The sequence below is a fragment of the Ruminiclostridium papyrosolvens C7 genome, from assembly GCF_000421965.1.
Classification (GTDB): domain Bacteria; phylum Bacillota; class Clostridia; order Acetivibrionales; family DSM-1351; genus Ruminiclostridium; species Ruminiclostridium papyrosolvens_A.
This window is the reverse complement of sequence record NZ_ATAY01000034.1, coordinates 65,933-89,031: the sequence shown is the minus strand read 5'-3', so window position 1 is coordinate 89,031 and position 23,099 is coordinate 65,933. Positions and strand designations below refer to the sequence as shown.

Below are 23,099 nucleotides of genomic sequence, written 5' to 3'. Positions count from 1 at the left end.
CACCTCAAATATTCATATACTAATAAGAGCATGGGACAATGGCGTCAGCAATGATAATTGTCCCATTGTCTCGTATTGATACGAATACTTTCTGGAGGATAAAATATGTGCTCAATTCTTGGTTTGGTAAATTTTAAAGATGGTACAAGAAGCATCTCTCAGGAAACCCTCGAAGCCATGAGACTGACTACTGTTCACAGAGGCCCTGATCAACACGGTTTTTTCAGAGATGAATATGTTTGCTTTGGCCATAACAGACTTGCCGTTATTGATGTTGCTAACGGCTTGCAGCCTATGACTGCTGTTTTCGAGGGTAAAACCTATACTATTGTTTACAACGGCGAGCTATATAATTCAAATGAATTGCGGTCAGAGCTTGAAAATCTGGGAGTGGAATTTAAAACTCACTGCGATACGGAGGTTTTGCTTTATTCGTACATACTTTGGGGTATGGGATGTTCGGAAAAACTTAATGGTATCTTTGCTTTTGCAGTTTATGATGATGATAAAAAACAGGTTTACGTATCCAGAGACAGAATGGGCGTAAAACCGTTTTTTTATACTTTGGTCGGAGATACTTTAATTTTCTCCTCAGAAGTAAAATCAATTTTGAAACATCCCAAGATTAAAGCGGAGCTTGACAGTGAAGGTATTTGGCAGCTGTTATACCTCTCCCCAATGCGCCCGTCTAATAGCGGAATCTTCAAAAATATTCTTGAAATTTCACCCGGCTTTCATGGAATTTATAACTGTAACGGACTTGAATTACGCAAATACTGGTCTTTGCAGGCTTACGAGCTAGAGGATAGTGAAAGTACTATTGTCGAAAAAACAAAATTTTATCTCACAGATGCAATTCAGAGACAGCTGGTTTCTGATGTACCCTTATGTACTTTATTGTCCGGGGGACTCGATTCATCAGTAGTAACAGCTGTTGCTCGGGCCGACAAGAAAAATGGGGACTTATTGTGTACCTATTCCTTTGAATATGAAGGAAATAAGCAGCACTTTACCTCTACAAGCTTCCAGCCCGAAAGTGATGATAGTTATGCGGTCTGGCTAAGTGAGTATCTTGGCACAGACCATACCGTCCTTACTGTAAGCCAGCAAACAATCGCAGATCTTCTTTACGATGCGGTAAAATATAGAGACTACCCCGGCATGGCGGACATAGACTCCTCTCTGCTTTACTATTGCAAGCAGATTAAAAAAAGACATACTGTTGCATTAAGCGGTGAATGTGCCGATGAAATATTCGGCGGATATCCATGGTTCTACAAACCCGAAATGCTCCACCGCAACTTTTTCCCATGGATACATGATCCTGAATCAAGAATTTTCCTGTTTAATGCTGATTTTGCAAAACCAAAGCTAGGTCTGGATTTTGTAAACCAGATGTACCGCGACAGTGTAAATGCATGTCCTGTTACAGGGAATGAAACCGAGGAAATGAAAACTGCAAGGATGGCAAACTGGCTTTCTGTAAACTGGTTTATGGTATCTCTTTTGGATTGAAAGGATATAAAAGAAAAACATTAAATCTTAAATACTATTTCAATTTCCTCATCGGTGATAACTACTTTTGCAATCAGGGCTTTTGCAATGCTTTTCTTCTGTTCCAGGTCGTAGTTGTCCCAGTTTAATAGATATTCTGAAAGATCTTCCCCATTTATATTGTTTGAGGAGTTATCCATAGAAAGTTTATTTATTTTATTATGTAACAGTTTCTTTTTATTATCAAGATCAGTGATTTTATCATTTACATAGCTTCCTGCTGTTTCATTAAAGGTTAACAGACTGTCAACCAATTTTGTTATGGTTTCCTCAACTTTAGCAAGTTGGATTTTTAAATCATTAATTTCTCTTAAATGGGAGTTCGTTCCGGTAATTAAATCCGGTTTTAGTGATTTCATTTTTTCTAATAGCTTTATTTCTACTATTTTTTCAATATCCTTGAGATAAATTACCTTTTTTCTTCCATGGCAAAACCCATTCTTTCTTCCTCCGCAGTTAATATATAGAAGTCCTCGGCTTTTTACAACTGTTACGGCATATCCGCAATATCCGCATTTTATCAGTCCGGACAGCCAACTGTTTTTCCCTCTGCCGCTATTTTTTAAATGTTTGTTTTCATCGGCTATGTACTGACATTTAAGCCACAGTTCCGGGGTTATTATACCTTTATGCGGAGCTATGGTTACAAAATTATTAGTCAGGTCTGTAAATTTGCTGGTAGTTATTGATTGCCTTTCTCCATATACATAGCAGCCATTTTCGCCTATAAAATCACTTATATCATTATTTATAACAGCCCCTTTTTTCTTCAGATATAGGTATACGTCTGCATTTGCTTTAACATATACCGGATTTCTGATTAATCTTCCTACAGCTATGGCTGTCCAGTTATGTCCTTTGTTGGTCTTTATTTTTTTCAAATTAATATATCTTGCAATAACTCCCAAGGATTTGTACTTCTCTGCATACATGCTGTAAATCTGACTAACAAGTTCAGATTTTTCTTCATCTATTTCAAACATATAAGTTTTTTTACCACTTAAAAATGTTTGAATCTTATTATAGCCAAAGGGGGCTACACCACCAAGATATAGCCCCGCTTTTCCTCTCTGATAATAGTTATCCTTTACTCTTTGCTGAATAGTTTCTCTTTCCAGTTGGGCAAAGACCATTACTATTGACAGCATTGCCCTGCCCATGGATGTACTTGTATCAAATTTTTCGGTCTGACTGATAAATTCAACCTTATATTTATTGAAACATTCAATAATGTGTGCAAAATCAAGAAGTGATCTACTTATACGATCAAGCTTGTAGACCACTACTTTTTCAATAATACCTATTTTGATGTCCCTAATCATTTCTTCAAATGCCGGCCGATTTATGTTACTCCCGCTGTAGCCCTTGTCGGTATATATTTTGTACTTTTCGGAAGATATCTCCTTCATACAAAATCCGATTTGACTTTCTATGGAAATACTATCTTTTTTATCTACGGATTGTCTTGTATATATGGCAATCATAAGATATCCCCTTTTGTTTTTAAGTTTCTGAATGTTCCATTAGGGTCTTGATAATATTGTTTACAATAGTGTATTCCGCCATCTTGTACTCGTTTTCAGTTAAATCAGGCTTTTTGGTAATAACCTTGAATCCATTTAAAACTTCTTCCTTTTCAGTAATTATTAATACACCCATATGTAAATTAGCCCCTATTCGATTGTGTTACTTATATTTATTAAATAATATGGATGTCCTATTACATACTTATAATTAAAATTCTACACAATAGAAATAAAAACAGGGGTACTATACTTACAAGTATAGTACCCCTGTTTTTTTAAGAAGAATTGTTAACTAATAGCCCTATGTGTTAATCACTCTCTAGGTTTGTTTCATTAAGATAAAGACATACTTGATCTAATAAATCAAGTAAAGTTTCGCTCTGTTCTTCTCCTATTTTTTCTATAAGTCCGGAGAATAAAGACGTAAAGTAGGTAATTAATTTCTGTACTATTTTTTCCCCTTTAGCCGTTAATTTTATATCAGAGACTCGTTTATCCTGAGAGTCTACATTACGTTCAATAAATCCATTGGTACTTAAGCTTTTTATTAATTCAGTAACAGTAGGAGAAGTTACAAGCATTTTCTTACTGATTTCTGAAACTGTAATGACCTGTTTGCTCTCATGCGAAAGCTGCTCAATACAAAGCAAAACACGCACTTCGCTCTGCTTTAAGCCAAATAACGACTGTTTACGTCGTTCAGCTCTTACTAACTTTTCAAAGGTCTCCACAAATCTTCTAATATCTATGTTTGATTGTTCCTGCAAAAAGTTCACCTCATTCGTGATACATCATCTTAAGTAATGGTGTATTCACATCCTCTTAAGATTTTATTTGTAACAATTATACCTTATCAACAAGGGTTAAACAACGTATTTTCTTAAAGCCATACATCATATTCATTATGCAAATGCACTTATATATACTAAAGAATGTTATGCTGCAGGGTTTTCTTCTTCAAATTCATCACTAGTGTCTTCAGAAGTAGTTTTTACTTTCAAAAACAATGAGAGGATAACACCCACAAGCAAGAGCAAAGCACCTATATAAAATACGCTGGTTAATGCATCCCCCATTACAGTTCGAACTAAGTCCATCATCTTTGAAAATAAAAGCTGAACTTGTTCCGGCAAGCTTGCTTGTATAGCTTCAAGCTTATTATTATCCAACAACAATTGAGGATTTGCCATAGCTGTAAATTTTTCAGCAGTTTCACCATCCATTTTTGTAAGGTCTATTCCGGAATCGGATGCCATTACTGTTTGCATGTTTCTTGCCATTGAAGTATTCATAATAGAACCAAATATAGCAATGAAAATAGTACCTCCCAGATTACGGAAAAGAGTACAAGAAGCTGTTACTACGCCTAGCTGTGAAGTTGGAGCAGAATTCTGTGCTGTTGTTGTGAATACTGTCATACCAAATCCCAACCCTACACCAAAAATAATCAAGCTTATAGCAGCCCATACAATGTTATTCATATTTGCCATTATAATCATACTTCCACTCATAATACCTAAACCAAGTACGGCAAATAGCCTGTAATTACCGGACTTTGACATCCAACGTCCAACTAATGTACTAAATATAATCATCATAAGAGACATTGGGATATTTAATAAACCTGATGTTGTTGCTGACAGCCCTTTTACACCTTGAATAAAGAAAGGTATATATGACATAGCACCCATCATTCCACCACTCATAACAAAACTTGCTGCGAAAGAAATGGTAACACCCTTATTATTAAACATAGAAAGGGGCATAACAGGACTTTTGGCCTTACATTCAATAAGAATAAGAACTAGAATTCCCACTATAGTTGCACCAAAGAGACCTAAAATTTGAGGTGAAGCCCAAGCATATTTTGTCCCAGCCCATGAAAAGCCCAAAAGTAAGCTTGTAATTGAAAGTGCCAGGAAAATTGAACCCAAATAATCGATTGATTCTGAGGAATTCCCCGATAATTTAGGAAACAGGCTCCAAATCATAACTAAGGCAACAACACCTAAAGGTAAGAAGAGCCAAAATAGCCATTTCCACGCAACATAGTCAACCATAACGCCACCAAGAACCGGTCCAAGAATACTTGAAATTCCAAAAATTGACATCATAACGCCTGTCCATTTAGCTCTTTCCTGTGGTGGGTATAAATCGCCTACAGCTGTAAGTGAAATAGACATTAAAATACCTCCACCAATTCCTTGGACCCCACGGAATGCTATCATTTGAAAAATATTAGCTGATAAACCTGTTAAAAAAGAACCTATTAGAAAGACAACAATCCCTGAAAGTAAGAAAATCTTTCTTCCATAGATATCCGATAACTTTCCAAAAATTACAGTAGAGATTGTTGAGGTAAGCATGTAACCTGTAATTACCCATGAATAATAGTCCATTCCCCCTAATTGAGCAATAATTTTTGGCAATGCCGCACTAATTATTGTTTGATTAATTGCTGCGAAAAACATAGTAGCCATTAACGCTATCATAACTGTGGTTTTTCTTTTCTGAGTTATTTGTTGCATAAATTTACCTTTCATTCCATTGAAAAATATATTTAGGTTGGTAACCTAATTAATTTAATATAAGATGTTTATACCAATTAGTCAATACTAAATTGAAAATTAATTTAGGCAGATAATGTTTTACTTTTATATCTCTACGTGAGCGAAAGGACCGTATGTCAATGGCAAGCGGCCTTGAAGTCAGGGTTCCTTTTTCAGACCACCGGATTCTGGAATATGTTTATAATGTACCGTGGAAGATAAAATTTAAAAATAAGGTTGAGAAGTCACTTTTGAGGGAAGCCATGAGCGATTACCTGCCTGATAAAATTTTGTACAGGAAAAAGAGTCCATACCCCAAAACCCATAACCCTGAATATGAAACAATTGTTTCAGAAATGTTCGAAGAAGTTATGGCTACTCCTGATTCCATACTAAAGGATATACTCCACCCGGACACTCTGCCACTCTTGCGTTCAGGCAGCAATGTAACGTGGTATGGTCAGCTTATGGGAAGACCTCAGCTTATTGCATGGCTGATACAGTTGGATTACTGGTTTAAGGAATATAAAGTAACAATAGTTTAGCTAAAAAAGGTGTGCTGGAGGAATATACTCTTCCTGCACACCTTTTTACTAATTTACATTGTTAATTCTGAATTTCGAAATGCTAAAAATACTCACTGTCAAAACAACTACCGCTGTTAAAAACAGCATTTGCATATTACCAATTGAAAAACCTGCGGGAGATACTCCTCTGGTTTCTGTAACCTTAATAAAAAATGAACCTACTAAAGTTCCTACAAACCCGATAATACCGTTTACTGCCGAAGAGAATCCCATGTATACCGTTTTATTATCGGCAGGGGAGTAACTATACTGCAAATTGTTCACAGATATGTTTACTCCTGAAATTGCGGCACCACCGAGTATATGAGCTATAGGCATCAGAATATATACAGTGTCCGAATTTATGAAAAACCAAGTTAGAAAGCTTAAAATCTGGAGAACAATCATTAGTTTCATAATATAGAGCCATGACTTTTTATCTGCAATTCTTCCCCAGAACCTCACAGATACAACACTTGCAATTGAAGCCAGAACAGCCATTGCCGTAACAAGGCCATATCTCAAATGAAGGATTGATACCATATAAACCGAGGTAAACGGGAAAGCAATCTGATAACCTAAATTCCATAATACAGTTATGAACGTTATTTTCATAAAATTCTTGTTTTTAGCCGGCAGTGTAAATAAATTCTTAATTGAAATCCCTGATTTTATAACAGGATTAACCGGCTCTTTAATCTTTGAAAACAATACAATGTTTACAAAAGCAGTAACAATAACAAAAGTGTATAATACAATAAATCCGGTAAATTGGTGTCCTATCTGCTCAAATTTATCGAGAACCTGTCCCATAAGAAGGGTAACAACAGTAACTGTACCCAAAACTATTGATTCCCGTTTACCATAATAGGCACCTCTTATTCTTTCAGGGGTTATATTCAGCAGCCACGTCTGTGCATATGGAATTGTAAAAACCATGATTAAGTTAGCAATGAAGAATACCCATATCAACAACTGAACTCTGACTGTTTTGTATGGACTTATAAAAGGTATAAGTATCATCAGCCCCATCATTAATCTTCCGATAAAGCATAGCATACAGGTAAGCAATTTTCTGCTTTCCAACTTCTCAAGAACTATAGGAGAAAACACCGTCACTATTCCCGCCAACACCGGAATTGCAGCTATAATTCCCGACTGTTCATTGCTTGCGCCAAGGTATTTGGCAAATCCAACCAAAAAAGCTCCGCTGGTCAGGGTAAGAATACTTCTGGCGGTACAGCCTTCAAAAATAGATATATTCCTTGAAACCCTCATATCTTCTTCGGAAAGGCTTTCTTTATTAAAATAGATTTCTCTGAACTTTGATAATAAATTCACGCCTATGTACACCCCTGTTTTATAAGAAATACAACTTGTCCAAATAAAAAAGTTGACATAAATTATTATATACTATAAGTAAAGGCTTGTGAAAAGAAATTTATCTCCATTTGACAATTTTCTGTTCTAAAATATCAATCAAAAAAAATAATGCTATCCCCACCGAAGACAATACAATAATTCCCTTGTACATACTGATATAATCTATTCTGGTCCAGGCATCAAGAATATAGTACCCCATTCCCCATGAAGTACCATAAGCTTCACAGAAAAAGAGAATGGACAGTGCAGAGCCTATTGTTACACGCAAGCTGGTTAATATGCCCGGTATGATATCAGGTATAACAACATGGTACAGAATCTGTCCTGGGGATGCCCCCATGCTTCTTATATTGTAGATACACTCTTTATCTATGCCGACAACGGAATCTCTTACAGTTATTATTATTTGAAAAATAATTATCATTGTTATTAGAATTATTTTAGAAGCCCCGCCCAAGCCGAATATAGTCATAATGACAGGGAGGAGTGCTGTTTTGGGAACAGGGTATGTGAAAAATACCAAAGGGTTAAGAATTTTATTCCACATTTCCGATACAGCCATTTTGTACCCTATTATTGCTCCCAGCAAAAGTGCTATTATTACTCCGGCGAATATCCTCCAAAGGCTTATACTTATATGCCAGAGCATGCCCTCTTGAAAAAATAAATAAAAACTCCTGTATACTCTTATGGGGTCGGGAATTATCCTTGTTTGAAATATTAAGTGTATTACATACCATATCAAATTTATAATTAACATACCCTCAGCATACACTGTTACTTTTTTCTTCACCGTACCCCTCCCACTCTTCTTTTATCAGTTGTCGTATTATTGCCGCAAGCTTTGTGTAACGGACTGCCGACCTGTCTTCATATTCGCTGCTTAAAGTTGTTATATCCGCAATAATCTTTCCGGGAGAGGCTGAAAGTACTATTACCCTATCGGCCAAAAAGACAGCCTCTTCTATGCTATGTGTAACAAGTACTGCCGTAGCCTTGAAATCCCTTAGAACACAACGCAACATATTCTGTGCATATTCACGTGTCAGGGTATCCAGTGCAGAAAAAGGTTCATCCATTAATAACAAATCAGGTTTTATCATTAAACTTCTAGCCACTGCAGCCCTTTGAAGTTGTCCTCCGCTAACTTGTGATGGGTACCGGTCCAATATATCTTCTATTTCCATTCTTCGAGTTATTTCTCGCAGTCTTAAATAAACTTCCCTATCCAAAGGTAGCTTTCTAATTTTTACAGGCAGCAGGCAATTATTACGGATGGTTTTCCATCCCAAAAGTCCGCTATTTTGAGGTATATAGGCAATTCTGTGCAAAGCAGGTTTTAAATCATTTCCGTCTATCCTTACTCTACCCGTAAAGTTGTTTTGAACTCCTGCCATAACTCTGAGCAAGCTTGTCTTTCCACAGCCGGACGGACCGATTATCGCACAAGTCTCACTGTTTGCCACCTGTAAAGTTATAGGCCCTGCGGCATGATGTTTTTCTCCGTTTGATTCATAGTAAACGCTGACCTCTGTCATTTCAAGCAAAAAGCTCTCACCCCCTATAAAGATATATTTCTATATATATGCTGGAGTATTCCAAAAAATAAAGGATGCTCATAAATCAAAGGGACTTGTTGATTTATGGATTAACATGGTATAATAGTACTGTGAGATTTCTGTTTGATAATCTTTTTTGTCTTCCAATGAGGGAAGTCCGTTAGTGACTTTCCTTTTTATTTATGTTAATGGAAAATTCACACTACATAATGTTAAACAAATATTCAAATATTAATAATAGTAAAGAAGGTGTAAACTTGGAAAAGGTTCTCATTGATATTGCCCTTATTCTGATTTTTACAAAAATAGGAGGGCTTGTAAGCAGGAAATTCAAAATGCCTGAGGTTTTGGGGGCGTTAATTGCGGGTGTTATCCTCGGCCCTGCGGTTCTGAAGCTTGTTGATTATACTGAACACATAAAGTTGTTGTCCGATTTGGGCGTAATTATGCTTATGTTTCTTGCCGGTCTTGAAACTAACGTAGATGAACTGAAAAAAGCGGGAAAAACATCTCTTGTTATTGCTCTGGGCGGAGTAATAGTACCACTGGTACTGGGAACAGCCGCTGCGTATCTGTTTTTTACAGACTTTTGGGAAAACCTCTTTGTTGGTGTAATTCTTACGGCTACGAGTGTTAGTATCTCGGTTGAAACACTTAACGAGTTGGGCAAGCTCAATACAAAAGCCGGGGTGAATATTCTGGGAGCCGCTGTTATTGACGATGTTCTGGGTCTGATTCTCATATCAATCGTTCTTGCCGTATCCAAAACCGTTGGAAGCGGAGCATCCGGTTCAGATGCCGTAATTAGTCTTGTTCTGACATTTGTTAAAATAATTGCATTCTGTGTAATTGCAGTAGTTATGATTGCAATAGTGCCTAAATTTATTAATAAAATCAAGGCTGACAGCAGTCACAAGCGGGACCTTTTAACCTACGCCATAGCAATGGCACTCATTCTGGCATTTATATCAGAATTGCTTGGTATTGCTGCAATAACAGGTGCATATATCTGCGGTTTAACACTTTCACAGTTTATACACAGAGATTACATTGAGAAAAATGTTAAAGCCATATCATCGGGCTTTTTGTCACTGATATTCTTTGCAAGCGTTGGTATTGCAGCAGATATCAAGGGGTTGAACTTCGAAGTTGTGCTTATTACCCTTGTTATGTTTGTGATAGCGGTTGTGGGTAAGCTATTTGGGTGCGGAGGAGCAGCAAAGCTGTTCAAAATGAGCAAGCGTGAATGTATTCAAATTGGAGTTGGTATGATTTCAAGAGGCGAGGTTGCCATTATTACTGCAAACATCGGAATGCAAAACAAGATTATCTCAGAGGAGATTTACATTCCAACGTTGATTGTAGTTATACTTACAACAGTAATAACACCTGCATTGTTAAAAATTGTATTCAGTTCAAAGCATGGATTAAGTGATTCAGCAGCCTAAGTTTGTCACCTATTGACTAGCCGTACAGCTTTTGATATTATCTATTTAAACAAAATAGCATATAGTTTTATAGGGTTCCGCAGTTAAGATGAATACTGGACTGGTCCAAGATAAAACGCACAGTTTTCTGTGTTCACGGAAGGATAAAAGCCTGGGAGATATTTTATATTAATATCACCCAAGGCTTTTTTATTTTCTATTTAAAAGGAGTGTAACATATGAAGTGGATAATGTTGGTAGTTGCAGGTCTGTTGGAAACGGGCTGGGCGGTAGGGTTAAAATATTCCCATGGATTCACAAAACCTATACCAAGCATTCTTACTATAGCGGGTATGATTGCGAGTTTCTTCTTTTTATCATTGGCACTAAAGAATCTTCCCCTTGGTACGGCATACGCAATCTGGACCGGAATTGGTACAGTTGGAACTGTAGTTTTAGGAATAATATTATTTAAAGAGCCTATTGATATAATCAGGCTGATTTGTATTGGTTTTATAGTAGTTGGAATAGTTGGTTTAAAGGTGGTATCTGCTCATTAAAGTGCAATTTGCTTTCCAGAGGCTGTTGCAAAACAGAAAATTTTTCTGTTTTGCAACAACCCCTTATTCAAATCTATATCTTTAAACTTGTATCTTTGACTTTTAATTTACTTAAATACAGGTCATCTGCTTTTTGAAAATCCAATTCTGACTTGACAATCTGGAAATCAGGGTATCCGTAGGCTCCCATTTCCTCAAGATCACAACCCTCAATCTCAACCTCCGGGCTTACTCTTATACCCCAGACCTTGTCAAGGAGCTTCCAGAATACATATGAGCCTCCAAAGCCCCAAACTATAAGGACTCCCACTGCTATCAGCTGGGCAACCAACTGTGAAGCGTCTCCGTAGAACAAGCCTTTGACTCCACCTGCCACACCATTAATACCGTCACCGTAACTTCCGTCTGAAAATAATCCCACACATAGAACTCCAAATACGCCGTTTACTGCATGAACTGAGATAGCTCCCACCGGGTCATCAAGCTTCAGCTTGTTTTCTACAAAAGCTACAGAAATACAAACTAGTATGCCGGCCAACGCACCTATTATAAAGGAAGATATGGCATTGACAAATGCACATGGTGCAGTAATTGCAACCAGACCTGCAAGTGCTCCGTTACAAGTCATGGACGGGTCTGGTTTTCCGTATTTACCCCACATATAGAACATTGCAACAAGCCCGCCTATAGCTCCGGCTATCATAGTATTTGTAGCAACAACCGCCAGCCTGAAATCTCCGGCATTAAGTGTGGAACCGGCATTAAAGGAAAACCAGCAAAAGAACAGAATAATCGTCCCTACTACTGCCATAGGTATATGGTGACCCGGAAATGCTCTTGCAGTACCGTCTTTTTTGAACTTTCCTATTCTTGGCCCTATGACTATAGCCGCGGCAATAGCCATCATACCACCCATAGAGTGGACTACTGCAGATCCTGCAAAATCAACAACCCCATGACCTAAGCCAAAGTTTTTGCCAAGGGTAGCCATCCATCCTCCGCCCCATACCCAGTTTCCAAACAAGGGATAATATATCATTGATATGAAGAAGGAAGCTATTACAACAGCTGAGTATTTTACTCTTTCTGCAACCGCTCCGGTTGGAATAGTACAAGTAGTATCCATAAACACCATCTGGAAGAAGAATAAAGCGTATATTCCTGCATCATAGGTTCCTCCGCTTTGCAGAAAGAATCCCTTATACCCCAAGATTCCGCCAAGCCCCGGAATTGAAAGCATACCATTTAGAACTGCTCCGCCTGTTCCCAAGCCTGCTGCTCCTCCCGAGCCTCCAAATTGTAATGCAAAGCCCACAAGGAAATACCCTATTGCACCTACAAGAAACACCATCAAGTTCATTGTTATTGTATGAGCAGCATTTTTACCGCGGCAAAAGCCTGTTTCAACCATTGCAAATCCGCATTGGAAGAAAAAGACCATAAATCCTGTAATCATAATCCAAACAAAGTTTGCACTGTATTGAGCTCTGCTTGCGGCGTTGGCAACATCCGAAAGGGTTTCCTTTCCTGTTACGGATGTATATGAAGCACCTGTAGGGTCCCCTGCCGCCATAACAACAGTTGAAATAAACAGTGTAAGTATAGCAACTACTGAAATTAAACTTAATATTTTTGCAACTCTTTTCATCGTAATCCCCCATTTCATTCTGAATTTAAATATTAAAACGATTTGCTTATCTCACAGTCTTTTGTTTTCTGAAATTACTCCATGAAAATACTGAAGATTCCTTATATAGCTCTTTTTTTAGTTTTAAAACTGAAAGCAGGTATCTGAACCCCAGATATACAACAGCCATGCCGAATAATATTCCGGAGACATTTGTGTTTATTACTTTGAAGGTAATATGGTTTATCCAACTGTAAAAAATGAAAAATATACCTGAGAGGAATATACCTGCTGACAATGCAGTCAGTAAAATAATAGAAGCTTTTTTATATTGCATCTTCACCACTCTCACTTGTTCTTATTTTCACTGCTTCTTCAACGTTATACACAAAAATCTTTCCATCGCCTACACTACCTGTTTTAATTCTCTCTGTAACCTTTTGTATTATTTTTTGAACTGCATCATCGTGCACAACAGTTTGAACCATTACTTTAGGAAGAAGATTTATTGTAACCTCGGCACCTCTGTATATTTCTTTTCTTCCCTTTTGATGTCCGCAGCCTGAAACCATTAATACCGTCATACCGAATATTTGTGATTCATTTAATATTTCCTTCACATCTTCCAGCTTTTCGGGTCTGATAATCATTTCGATTTTTTTCATAAAAACTCATCTCCTTAATCTGTTGATATAAACATAAAAAACGCCGTATTTCCTCTTCGAAACCGGCGTCATTGCCAAATATGAGTTGTACATAAATACAAAAAAATACCAATTCTGTTCTAAATACAGAATTGGCATCGTTGCCTCATTAAAAATGAAATTTTATAGCCATATATTACCATAAATGTTTTCTGTTTACAATAGCATTTATGAAATTTACTGTATCTTTTCCTTCAAATCATTTTCTGTAATCTTTTTATTCAGCAAATGTTCTCTTTCAGCCCACTCTATAGTAGATTTCAATTCACTATCAGCCGGAAGTCCGGCCTTTCTGTAATCCGGCAGTAGAATACTTCCCTTCATATCCTCCGGGTATCCGATAAATTTAATTACTTCGTCCTGATACTCTTCTATTGGATTTTCCTTTAGATATTTGACAGATTGGTTATAGGCTTCATTCAATTTTTTAATTACTGATGCTTTTTCTTTAATTGTAGTATCTTTAAAGGCAATTACATTGCTGTAAATATTGTTTTTATAAGCAGAATCCAGTACAACGGCACCTTGTTTAATTGCCATAGAAGAGAAAGGCTCGGGAAGTAAAGCAAGCTGAACTTTGTTGTGCTGAAGCATCTCCAGACGAACCGGGATGGAAGGCACTGCCACTTTTTCAACTTCATTAATACCAATACCGTTTTTATTCAGAATTTTATCCAGTGCGTACTCAATTATGGTATTTTCAGATATTGCAACCTGGTGTCCTTCGACTTCTTTTATGCTTTTTATGCCTGATTGCCCGCTTGCCAAAAGTATAAAGTCCCCATCTGTAACTCCGGTTATTCTAACTTTAAATCCTGCGTTCCGGTAAAGGCAGACAGCTACCATATCGCATAATACACCGTCAATGTTCGAACTTTGAAATGCCGCATCCCTTTCTCCGGCACTTTTGAACACCTCCATATCTACGTTTAACCCATATTTCTTAAAAATACCCTTATCCCGGGCAATTATGTAGGGTATGGCATCAACTGCCGGCGTAAGGCCTATTTTCAAGTGTTCCCCGCCTTCTTGGGCTTTTTCATTGTTACATCCACAGGCAGCAATAATAAATAAAAAGACCAATGCTGCACATAGAATTTTTAAAATCAATTTATTACGCATATTACATCCTCCATAAAAGCACTATATTACACATTTATCTCTTTTATGAATAATAAAACTCCAAGTTACTACAGCTATTGTCGCTGTGGTAACTTGGGGTTTCTTGTGCTGCGTATAAATAGACTATTTTCCTGCCAGCTTCTGATTAAGGTTATTTAAAACAGTAGTGACAAAGTCAGACGTTACTTCACTTTTCGGATTAAAATTACCTTTGTCATCCAGCTTTATAACCTCAAACCCAACCAAAGCATTAACTGCGTTTCTTGACCATGCTGCAGAAGAATTAATATCTGCTATTTCAGGCTTTGCAGCCGGAAGCTGTACACCACTTAAAGTTGCTATTTTGCATATAAACACTGCAAGCTCTTCTCTTGTCAGTTTTCTGTTTTCAAAGTAGTTTCCTTTTTTATCAGGGGTTATTAATCCTTGTTGCTTAGCGATTTCAAGGGGGTTTGGAGCACCTGCAAGAACCAGTTCAAAGAATTGGCCTCTTGTAATAGTATTAGTTTTGGTATCCTGTCCCTGTTCCAAGGCTATTATATTATCATAAAGCTCTTTATTTTCACTAAGTTTTTCTTTACTTCCTGCGGTAGAATAGGTTCCGTTTTTAAGCATGTTTTCAATCATAGAAGCCGTATCCTTGACATCCTTCACAGTAACGGATTTTATTTCTTTCAATATCTGTAAGATATCCTCTGATTTAATACCCATTAGATAGTAACCAAGTGCAGTATTGGCACCTGAAATTTCTCCGGAAGACACAGTGTAATTGCTGAATGACTTTAAAATGTAACTATCCAGCTGTTCCTGTGTAAGATTAATATCCTTAATAAATTCCGGTAGTCCGTTATACACCTCAAAGGTTTCCTTGATATTAGGGTCACGATATGATGCAAGCATAAAGCCTTCATCTCCGAACCCAACTATGTTGTCATATGCACCATAACCGAATCTTATCTTAGGAGTAATGTAGTTTTCGTTTATTACTGAACCTATTGGAATATATTTTCCGTTGAATGCAGTCCCCATTTTATCATAGGTTGAATAAAGCATATTATATTGTACAGAACCGTCTACGGATATACCCTCTCTTTTTGCAGGCTTAGGAAGCTTTGAATAATCCTGTTTAACAATATCCTTTGATGGCATTCCGACGGTAAACTTCTTTATTGAAGTTTCAAATTTGCTAATGCTGTTTTTATTACCGGTAAAAGTTACTATCAGATTCTTTTTGTTTGTAACCAAGGCTTTAACATTATCCAGCTCTTTTAAAACCCCTTTAGGATTCTTGGAAAGTTCCTTTTCCAAATTTGTAAGGAAGTTGTAATAATCAATGGCAGAAGCATAATTCAGATAGTTATATGCTTCATTGAAATATGATCTGCTTCTCATTGCCTGTATACTTAAGGGGTTGCTTGTGTATTGAGTTTTCATTTCTGATATTCTGGACTTGACTATATTCAAAATATCAGTACTTTTGTTAATCTGTGTATTTAAAACAATGTCTTTAACAACCTCAAGCTGCTTGTCATAATCCCCTATTATACCGGACCAGAAAACATTTAATACAGGAGAGTATTTTTTATAAGTTTTGTCAGTTATCACGGATAAATTGAAGGAGACTCCATTAATATATCTTGTCTTGAGATTACCCAACTCAGCCTTTTTGCTGTTTTTAGTATCAAGATTTCCTAATAATTCCGTATAAAGCTTTAAATAATGTAACTTTTCGGCAGGAACAGATGAAGTATCGAAATAAAGGCCGGTGGATTCCGTCTCGCCGACATTTGCTTCTGCAGATATCAATCTGACTCCGTCTGATTTAGCTTCTTTAATATTATAATTTTTAACTTCCTCCGGTAAATCAGAAATCTTCACAGCCTGAATACTTTTAACTACGTCTTTATTATCTTCTCTGCTGTTCCACTCGTTGTAGGTTTTTGTTTCATTTACAATTGTATCTATTAGCTGTTGGCTCATTGATGCCTTTAAGTCAGATAAATACTTTTTCTGTTCTGCTGCCTGCTTCTCTGAAAGTCCTGCCTCAGGAACAGTTGTAACAATTGCGGTGTTTTTATTTTTTACAAGGAATTTTTCTGTAAGGCTTTCAAAATACCTTTTGCCGGATTTAGCAGAAATAGACTTTATATTTCTGAGCATATTATTGTAAAAATCAATGCTGTCGAAATTGGCCCAGAAGCTGCCCATCTGTGTAGATAAATTTACGCCGAGATTGGGAGTTTCGGTGATATTTGATACTCCCCTTAATTCGCCGGCCAGTACAGCATCAACATCAGCAGACTTAAAGCCCGATTTCACAATACTATTCAGGTATTTATCAACAAGTGCTTTAATATCAGCTTTTTTACTTTCATCAGTATTTTGCGCCGAGAAACTCAAAACGGGTATTGATAATCCCGTGTTGTAATTAATTACAATATCTCCTCCGAGTTTTTTATCCCTGAATTCCTGTTTTAATGGCGACGTATCGCTTCCAATGAGCTCACTTAAAACAGCTACTCCCAGTAAATCTTCATCTGACATATTTGCAAGAGGAAAACAATAATCAATCTGGGATGCATTTTGAGTGTTGGTACCGGCAGCCACCGGATATTTAAAAGTTTTTTCAATTGTTTTGTTAAATGGCTCCAGCTTTAAATTTTCAATCTTAATATCCTTTTTGTCATACTTTGAAAGGTAACTATCATCAATCATTTTAAGAAACTTTTGATAATCCACATTTCCATAGAGAACCATCAGTGAATTGGAAGGATGATAGTAAGTATTATGAGTTTTAATTACATCCTCATATGCCAAATCCTTTACCTTATCAGGGTCTCCTCCGGATACAGTGGATTGCGTACTGTTTGGAAAAAGTGTTTTTAAGCCATTGTATGAGGCGGCAGTAGATATATTCCCCAAAGCACCCTTCATTTCATTATATACCGTACCGCTTATATTTAAGTCCGCCTTGCTGTCTGCCATTTCATATCTCCAGGCTTCCCTTTTGAAAATATTCTTGTCGTTATATACTGACGGATGATATACACAATCCAGATAAACCTCTGTCAACTTTAAAAGCTGATCCTCACTCAGTGATGAGACAGGATATGTAGTAAAGTTTTGAGCGGTAAATGCATTTATAAAAGTAGAATATGTCTGATTTAAAATTGTAAATAGAACGTTTTTCATAGGATACTTCTCTGAGCCGGATACGGTTATATGCTCCAGTACATGATTTACTCCCGTATCGTTGAAGGCAGGTGTTTTAAATGAAATATCAAATGCCCTGTTGGTATCCTTATTTTGTATAAAAATAAGCTTTGCACCCGTTTTTTCATGCTCAAATAAAACGGTTTTACTGTCGATTATTTCCATATTTCCAACTTCCAGAACCTTGAAGCCGGATACTACCTGCCCTGCCTCCGGCAATGCCTTGAGTTCCGTTTGAGCAGCATTTACACTGGGTGCGGCATTGAGAAGAAGGCTCAAAATTAAAACAAATGACAGCATGTACGAAACAACTTTTTTCATCACTCTTATCTCCTTTATTATTTTCTAATCCTTAATTTGTAAAACTATACGATAATATTAAGAATAAGTCTTACAAAGTTTTCTAAAAAAGGTTAGTAAAATTAGTTTACATTAACATTTATGACAAGTCCATTCTTTTACATAAGATGCTGTTATAAAGTACTCAAATGAGTAATCTAAATTAGTATTTCCAACAATGAGGCTGTTAAAAAAACAATGCTTATGATCTGATTCAATGAATATGCAGTGAATGAATATACTTCGCCTCCGGTATCATCAGGTTTTCTGACATTGGCGACAAGTGAATGTTCTATTCCTAAAAGTACTGTTATTATCAATAGTCCAAGAAAAATATATTGTTCCAAGCTGTCTGCTGATTATCCCTAAAATTAGCAGGAAGATACAGGATATGAGATGGAAGGCGCTTGAAATGTGGAGTGCCTTGCGTATACCGAATTTCACAGGAATTGAACGTAGTTTGTTGGCCTTATCGAACTCATAGTCCTGTATACCGTATATTATATCAAAGCCCGCTACCCACAAAGTATTTGCAACACCCATTATCAACGGAGTTACAGATAAACTCCCGGTTACGGCAATCCATGCTCCCACCGGAGCCGCAGCTGTTGTAATCCCTAAAATTATATGACATAGCCATGTAAACCTTTTTGTATAAGAGTAGCCTGTCATAAATACAAGAGCAAGAGGTGCCAGTATAAGGCAAAGCATATTCAACATAGCCGCAGAAACAAGCATTATTGTAAAAGAAACAGCCGCCAGCCCATAGGCTTCACCCTTGCTGACCTGTCCCTGTGGAATTTGTCTTACCGAAGTTCTTGGGTTAAGCTTATCAATCTCTGCATCTATAGCCCTGTTAACCGCATTGGCACCTGTCCTGGCACCCATAAACGCTATTAATATCCAGAATACTTTCCATGCACCGGGAAACCCATTTGAAGCCAGCAGCATGGAAATAACGGCAAAGGACAAAGAAAATATGGAGTGAGAGAACATTACGAGGGTTCCATAGTCGGAAATTTTTCTAATTACCTTTGAAGCAAGCATATTTCTCCTTATTAAAAACCGTATTCCTTCCACCTTTTTGTAACTAATGACTTTATATTCTCTGACATGGCTATTTCATCGGGCCATGTGCGGCTATAGCCTTCCTCCGGAAGTTTTATGGTAGCGTCAATACCTATTCTGCATCCGTAATGTCTTTGGTCGGAGGCATGATCCAGTGCATCAAGAGGGCCGTCTGACAAAACTATATCCCTCCTGCCGTCAATATTGTTAAAAACCTTCCATGCAACTGTTGATAAATCATGGGGATTTACAGATTCATCCACAACTATAACCATTTTTGTGTACATCATCTGCCCCGAACCCCAAATTGAGTTCATTACCTTTTTAGCATGTCCCGGAAACCTTTTTTTTATTGAAACAATAACACAGTTATGAAAAACACCTTCAAGAGGAAAATTCATGTCGATAATCTCCGGGAATTGAATTCTTAGTAAAGGAAGAAACAGTTTTTCAGTTGCCTTACCCAGATAACAGTCCTCCATGGGAGGTTTGCCCACAACAGTGGCAGGATAAATAGCATCCTCTCTGTAGGTCATACAGGTCAAATGAAAAACCGGGTACATATCAGTAAGAGAATAATACCCTGTATGATCCCCAAATGGGCCCTCCAGACGAAGTCCCTCGCTTGTATCCACATATCCTTCCAGAATAAAATCAGCATTTGCCGGAACATAAATATCATTTGTTACACACTTAACCAATGATACGGGCTTTTTTCTTAGAAACCCCGCAAATAATATTTCATCTATATATTGGGGAAGAGGAGCGGTTGCGGAATAAATTACCACCGGGTCACAGCCTATTGCCACAGATACAGGCATTATTCCTCCGGCACTGCGGTACTTGTCATATATATTTCTGCCGTCCTTGTGGAGGTGCCAGTGCATTCCAGTAGTTTGGGCATCATATACCTGCATACGGTACATACCCATATTTTGTATGCCTGTTTCAGGGTCTTTTGTTATAACCACAGGCAAAGTAATAAATCTGCCTCCATCCCCGGGCCAGCATTTAAGTATCGGGAGCTTTCCCAAATCGGGGCTGTAATCAATTACCTGCTGGCACTTTCCTTTTGTGGGAAGCTTTATCGGAAAAACAGATGTTAGCTGCAATAAAGACGGAACCGCTTTTACGGTTTTAATAAACCCCGCATAATTTGCCGCATCAATAAAATCTCCTATTTTCCCTGCAACCTCCTCAATATTTTTAACACCCAGTGCAAGGTTCAGCCTTTCATAGCTCCCAAAAGTATTTATAAGTAATGGAAATTTTGAATTCCTTACCTTTTCAAAAAGAAGAGCAGGACCACCGCTTTTTACCACTCTATCTGTTATTTCCGTTATTTCAAGCTCAGCATCAGTTTCTGACTTTATTCTTTTAATCATTGCTTTTTCTTCCAGTTTATCTATAAATTCATGGAGGTCTGAATATGCCATAAAATCCCCTTTCTAAATAAAAATCAAGTCTTATGAGAATATTGACCTGTCAAGGTTAAGTTAAACAAAATAGAGTCGCTTCACGTGAATTTCTTTAAAAAATATGGATATTCTAACAATGTAAATTAAATGAAACTTAGTTGAATCAAGGAGAAAAAATATATGCCACAGAATCTAATAGAAAAAGCATTCTCAAAACCGGTAGAATCTTATTGGATTGGGTCAACGCCTGAAACTAACTATCCGGAGTTGAATGAAAATATTAAAACCGATATTCTGGTTGTGGGAGGCGGAATAACCGGGATAGCAACAGCATATTTCCTTCAGAAGGAAGGCTTGGATGTTGTTATAATAGATGCTAACAGAATCGCCCATTCCACTTCGGGACACACCACAGCAAAAATAACTTCTCTCCACAGCGTTAAATATGCAAAACTGATAAAACAGTTGGGAGAAGAAGGTGCGGCCAAATATGGGGAGATTAACGAAAAAGCCATATCAACGATTGAAGACATAATAAAAGAAAACGATATAATATGTGATTTCAGCCGACAACCAAACTTTGTATATACAAAGGAAGAACAATATATAAACGTTATCGAGGAAGAGGTAAATGCAGCTAAATCTATTGGTCTTCCTGCAAGATTTGAAGCCTCTCTTCCTCTTCCCTTTGCTGTTCAGGGGGCAGTATGCTTTGATAATCAGGCTCAGTTTCATCCCAGAAAGTATCTTCTGTCACTTGCAGATAAATTTGTAAAAAACGGTGGTCACATTTTTGAGAACACTGTAGCCCTTGACATCCATGAAGACCGTGAATGTACAACATCCACCCGAAGCGGCTTCAGTATAAAATCAGACAAGGTAATAGTAGCCAGTCACTTCCCATTTTATGACGGGTGGGGATTCTATTCTGCAAGAATGTACGCTGAACGTTCCTATTCACTTGCGGTAAAATCACCTGTAAGCCTTCCGTATGGAATGTATATCTCCTATGAAGAACCAACACGGTCTATCAGAACCCAACCAGTAGAAGACGGTAATCAGCTTCTTATTCTGGGTGGGGAGCACCATAAAACGGGGGAAGACAAAGATGAAAAAGAACATTATACAAATCTTATAAATTTTGCAGAAACTGATTTTAAGGCTACAGATGTACCTTACCGCTGGTCAGCCCAGGATTATACCGTAATGAACGAAATTCCTTATATAGGGCATATAACAGGTAATAAAATGAATATCTTTGTAGCCACAGGGTTCCAGAAATGGGGTATGACAACCAGCCATGTATCTGCAATGATAATACGTGATATTATTGCCAACGGAAAAAGCGAAGCTGAAAATATATTTACCCCCTCACGGTTCACTCCTTTCAGCTCCGCCAAAAACTTTATAAAAGAAAATGCAGATGTTGTTGACAATCTGATTTCAGGAAAACTGGAATCGCCTCCGGTAGAGTTTAAAATACAGCCGGGTGAAGGTAAGCCAGTAAAGTACCACGGCAAAAAAGCCGGAGCCTACATGGATAATGACGGCAATGTTTTTATAGTAGATACAACATGTAAGCATCTGGGTTGTGAAGTTAACTGGAATTCAGCCGAAAAGACCTGGGATTGTCCCTGTCATGCTTCAAGATACAGCTATGACGGAACCGTGATTGAAGGCCCTGCTCTAAAACCACTTGACAGGTTAAAATAAAATTCTGATTTTGTCCCTGTTAATATGTTCTGATTGCTTTCGGTGTCTTTTTGAATAAACAAAAGGTATATATAAAATAAACCAAAGCAGGCAACCCAGAAGAAACGTAGGTATGAGGTACCAAGGATTCCCCACATATTTTGCAAAAAATTCCATTGGTGAGCCGGGTGCCGGATACCTTAAAAAAAAGTAATTCCCTTTAGTAGCGATATTTACAGGAGTTACCATCAGGGCAAAAGCTACCAACATTGCAACTGTTTTGGGAAGGCTCCGTATGTCCGGTCTGAAGCCCATGCCAAAAACCATGAATATCGGGATAAAGCAAATGATTCCGTGAACCAGCATGCTTTGTATATATATAAATGAAAAGGACGGATAATAATAAACATCAGGTGTTAAAAGTGTCAATAAAGCCGGTGCCAATCCCATAGCATACGAATATTCCATCAGCAACCTGCATCTGGTAATAGTCATTATAGGAAGTATAATGCACATAAGGCTGCACAAGTGAAGGGGCAGTGTATACCCCCAGGAAAACTGCCCTACAGCGTTGTACCATAACACCTGTGCACCTTCTGTCAGGGGCAGCAGCAAGCTGCTCAGTATAAGCATTCTCCACTTTTTTTCCTCACTCTTATCCTTGAACAGTATAGTAAGCATACACCACATGCAAACCACCATACCCACAGTAAGAAGGTGCTGTACAGAAAACAGGGAGTTGTGAAATCTCTTTGGTATGTTGTCTATGTAAGTAAAAAAATATCTGAACAT

19 protein-coding genes, 1 pseudogene and 1 riboswitch are annotated in these 23,099 nt (G+C 37.5%); of the genes and pseudogenes, 5 read left to right on the top strand and 15 right to left on the bottom strand.

Annotated features, from left to right (window positions below):
* Positions 1-105: 105 nt before the first annotated feature.
* Positions 106-1,515: an asparagine synthase (glutamine-hydrolyzing) gene (asnB, locus tag L323_RS32045; protein WP_020815757.1), complete on the top strand. Its 1,410-nt coding sequence runs from the start codon at positions 106-108 to the stop codon at positions 1,513-1,515.
* A gap of 20 nt (positions 1,516-1,535) precedes the next feature.
* On the opposite strand, the gene L323_RS32040 is transcribed toward asnB, so the two are convergent.
* The 4 genes from L323_RS32040 to L323_RS32030 all read right to left on the bottom strand — a co-directional run bounded on the left by L323_RS32040 (position 1,536) and on the right by L323_RS32030 (position 5,608).
* Positions 1,536-3,038, bottom strand: a complete 1,503-nt coding sequence (locus L323_RS32040) for a recombinase family protein (RefSeq protein ID WP_020815756.1) — start codon at positions 3,036-3,038, stop codon at positions 1,536-1,538.
* A gap of 19 nt (positions 3,039-3,057) precedes the next feature.
* On the bottom strand, positions 3,058-3,213 hold the full coding sequence (locus L323_RS41370) for a hypothetical protein (RefSeq protein WP_020815755.1): 156 nt from the start codon (positions 3,211-3,213) through the stop codon (positions 3,058-3,060).
* A 175-nt stretch (positions 3,214-3,388) separates the two neighbouring features.
* On the bottom strand, positions 3,389-3,847 hold the full coding sequence (locus L323_RS32035; protein WP_020815754.1) for a MarR family winged helix-turn-helix transcriptional regulator: 459 nt from the start codon (positions 3,845-3,847) through the stop codon (positions 3,389-3,391).
* 168 nt (positions 3,848-4,015) lie between these two features.
* A complete protein-coding gene (locus L323_RS32030; protein WP_020815753.1) occupies positions 4,016-5,608 on the bottom strand; it encodes an MDR family MFS transporter in 1,593 nt (530 codons plus the stop codon).
* Positions 5,609-5,739: 131 nt separating this feature from the next.
* Between L323_RS32030 and L323_RS32025 the strand changes: the two are divergent.
* Positions 5,740-6,174, top strand: a pseudogene (locus L323_RS32025) (asparagine synthase-related protein); the annotation flags it as partial.
* A gap of 48 nt (positions 6,175-6,222) precedes the next feature.
* On the opposite strand, the gene L323_RS32020 reads toward L323_RS32025, so the two are convergent.
* From L323_RS32020 to L323_RS32010, 3 genes are all read right to left on the bottom strand, one after another.
* Positions 6,223-7,536, bottom strand: coding sequence for an MFS transporter (locus L323_RS32020; protein WP_020815751.1), 1,314 nt, complete (start codon positions 7,534-7,536; stop codon positions 6,223-6,225).
* A 100-nt stretch (positions 7,537-7,636) separates the two neighbouring features.
* Entirely contained in the window at positions 7,637-8,371 is a 735-nt protein-coding gene (locus L323_RS32015) for an ABC transporter permease (protein WP_020815750.1), read from the bottom strand.
* Positions 8,343-9,116: an ABC transporter ATP-binding protein gene (locus tag L323_RS32010; RefSeq protein ID WP_242835283.1), complete on the bottom strand. Its 774-nt coding sequence runs from the start codon at positions 9,114-9,116 to the stop codon at positions 8,343-8,345. Before L323_RS32010 ends, L323_RS32015 begins: the two co-directional genes overlap by 29 nt.
* A 278-nt stretch (positions 9,117-9,394) precedes the next feature.
* Between L323_RS32010 and L323_RS32005 the strand changes: the two genes are divergently transcribed.
* Both L323_RS32005 and sugE read left to right on the top strand, forming a co-directional pair.
* Positions 9,395-10,585 (top strand): cation:proton antiporter, encoded by a 1,191-nt coding sequence (locus L323_RS32005; protein ID WP_031342071.1) that lies wholly within the window; start codon positions 9,395-9,397, stop codon positions 10,583-10,585.
* Between the two features lie 58 nt (positions 10,586-10,643).
* A riboswitch (guanidine-I (ykkC/yxkD leader) is annotated at positions 10,644-10,745 on the top strand.
* A 58-nt stretch (positions 10,746-10,803) separates the two neighbouring features.
* The gene (gene sugE, locus L323_RS32000; protein WP_020815747.1) at positions 10,804-11,124 is read left to right on the top strand and encodes a quaternary ammonium compound efflux SMR transporter SugE; all 321 of its coding nucleotides are present in this window, start codon (positions 10,804-10,806) and stop codon (positions 11,122-11,124) included.
* Between the two features lie 73 nt (positions 11,125-11,197).
* Here sugE and L323_RS31995 read toward each other — a convergent pair whose 3' ends face one another.
* From L323_RS31995 to L323_RS31965, 7 genes are all read right to left on the bottom strand, one after another.
* Positions 11,198-12,772, bottom strand: coding sequence for an ammonium transporter (locus L323_RS31995; protein WP_020815746.1), 1,575 nt, complete (start codon positions 12,770-12,772; stop codon positions 11,198-11,200).
* A gap of 46 nt (positions 12,773-12,818) precedes the next feature.
* The gene (locus L323_RS31990) at positions 12,819-13,088 is read right to left on the bottom strand and encodes a hypothetical protein (protein ID WP_020815745.1); all 270 of its coding nucleotides are present in this window, start codon (positions 13,086-13,088) and stop codon (positions 12,819-12,821) included.
* A complete protein-coding gene (locus L323_RS31985; RefSeq protein WP_020815744.1) occupies positions 13,078-13,416 on the bottom strand; it encodes a P-II family nitrogen regulator in 339 nt (112 codons plus the stop codon). The genes L323_RS31990 and L323_RS31985 overlap by 11 nt, the downstream gene beginning before the upstream one ends.
* A 216-nt stretch (positions 13,417-13,632) precedes the next feature.
* Positions 13,633-14,577 carry an ABC transporter substrate-binding protein gene (locus L323_RS31980; protein ID WP_020815743.1) on the bottom strand — a complete coding sequence of 315 codons (945 nt, stop codon included), beginning with the start codon at positions 14,575-14,577 and terminating at the stop codon, positions 13,633-13,635.
* A 123-nt stretch (positions 14,578-14,700) separates the two neighbouring features.
* Entirely contained in the window at positions 14,701-18,111 is a 3,411-nt protein-coding gene (locus L323_RS31975) for an insulinase family protein (protein ID WP_020815742.1), read from the bottom strand.
* Between the two features lie 276 nt (positions 18,112-18,387).
* Positions 18,388-19,176, bottom strand: a complete 789-nt coding sequence (locus L323_RS31970; protein ID WP_242835279.1) for a UbiA-like polyprenyltransferase — start codon at positions 19,174-19,176, stop codon at positions 18,388-18,390.
* A gap of 11 nt (positions 19,177-19,187) precedes the next feature.
* Positions 19,188-20,633: a menaquinone biosynthesis decarboxylase gene (locus tag L323_RS31965; RefSeq protein ID WP_020815741.1), complete on the bottom strand. Its 1,446-nt coding sequence runs from the start codon at positions 20,631-20,633 to the stop codon at positions 19,188-19,190.
* A gap of 162 nt (positions 20,634-20,795) precedes the next feature.
* Between L323_RS31965 and L323_RS31960 the strand changes: the two genes are divergently transcribed.
* Entirely contained in the window at positions 20,796-22,328 is a 1,533-nt protein-coding gene (locus L323_RS31960) for an FAD-dependent oxidoreductase (protein ID WP_020815740.1), read from the top strand.
* Here L323_RS31960 and L323_RS31955 read toward each other — a convergent pair.
* Positions 22,320-23,099 (bottom strand): TIGR02206 family membrane protein, encoded by a 780-nt coding sequence (locus L323_RS31955; protein WP_020815739.1) that lies wholly within the window; start codon positions 23,097-23,099, stop codon positions 22,320-22,322. The two genes, L323_RS31960 and L323_RS31955, sit on opposite strands and share 9 nt — an antisense overlap.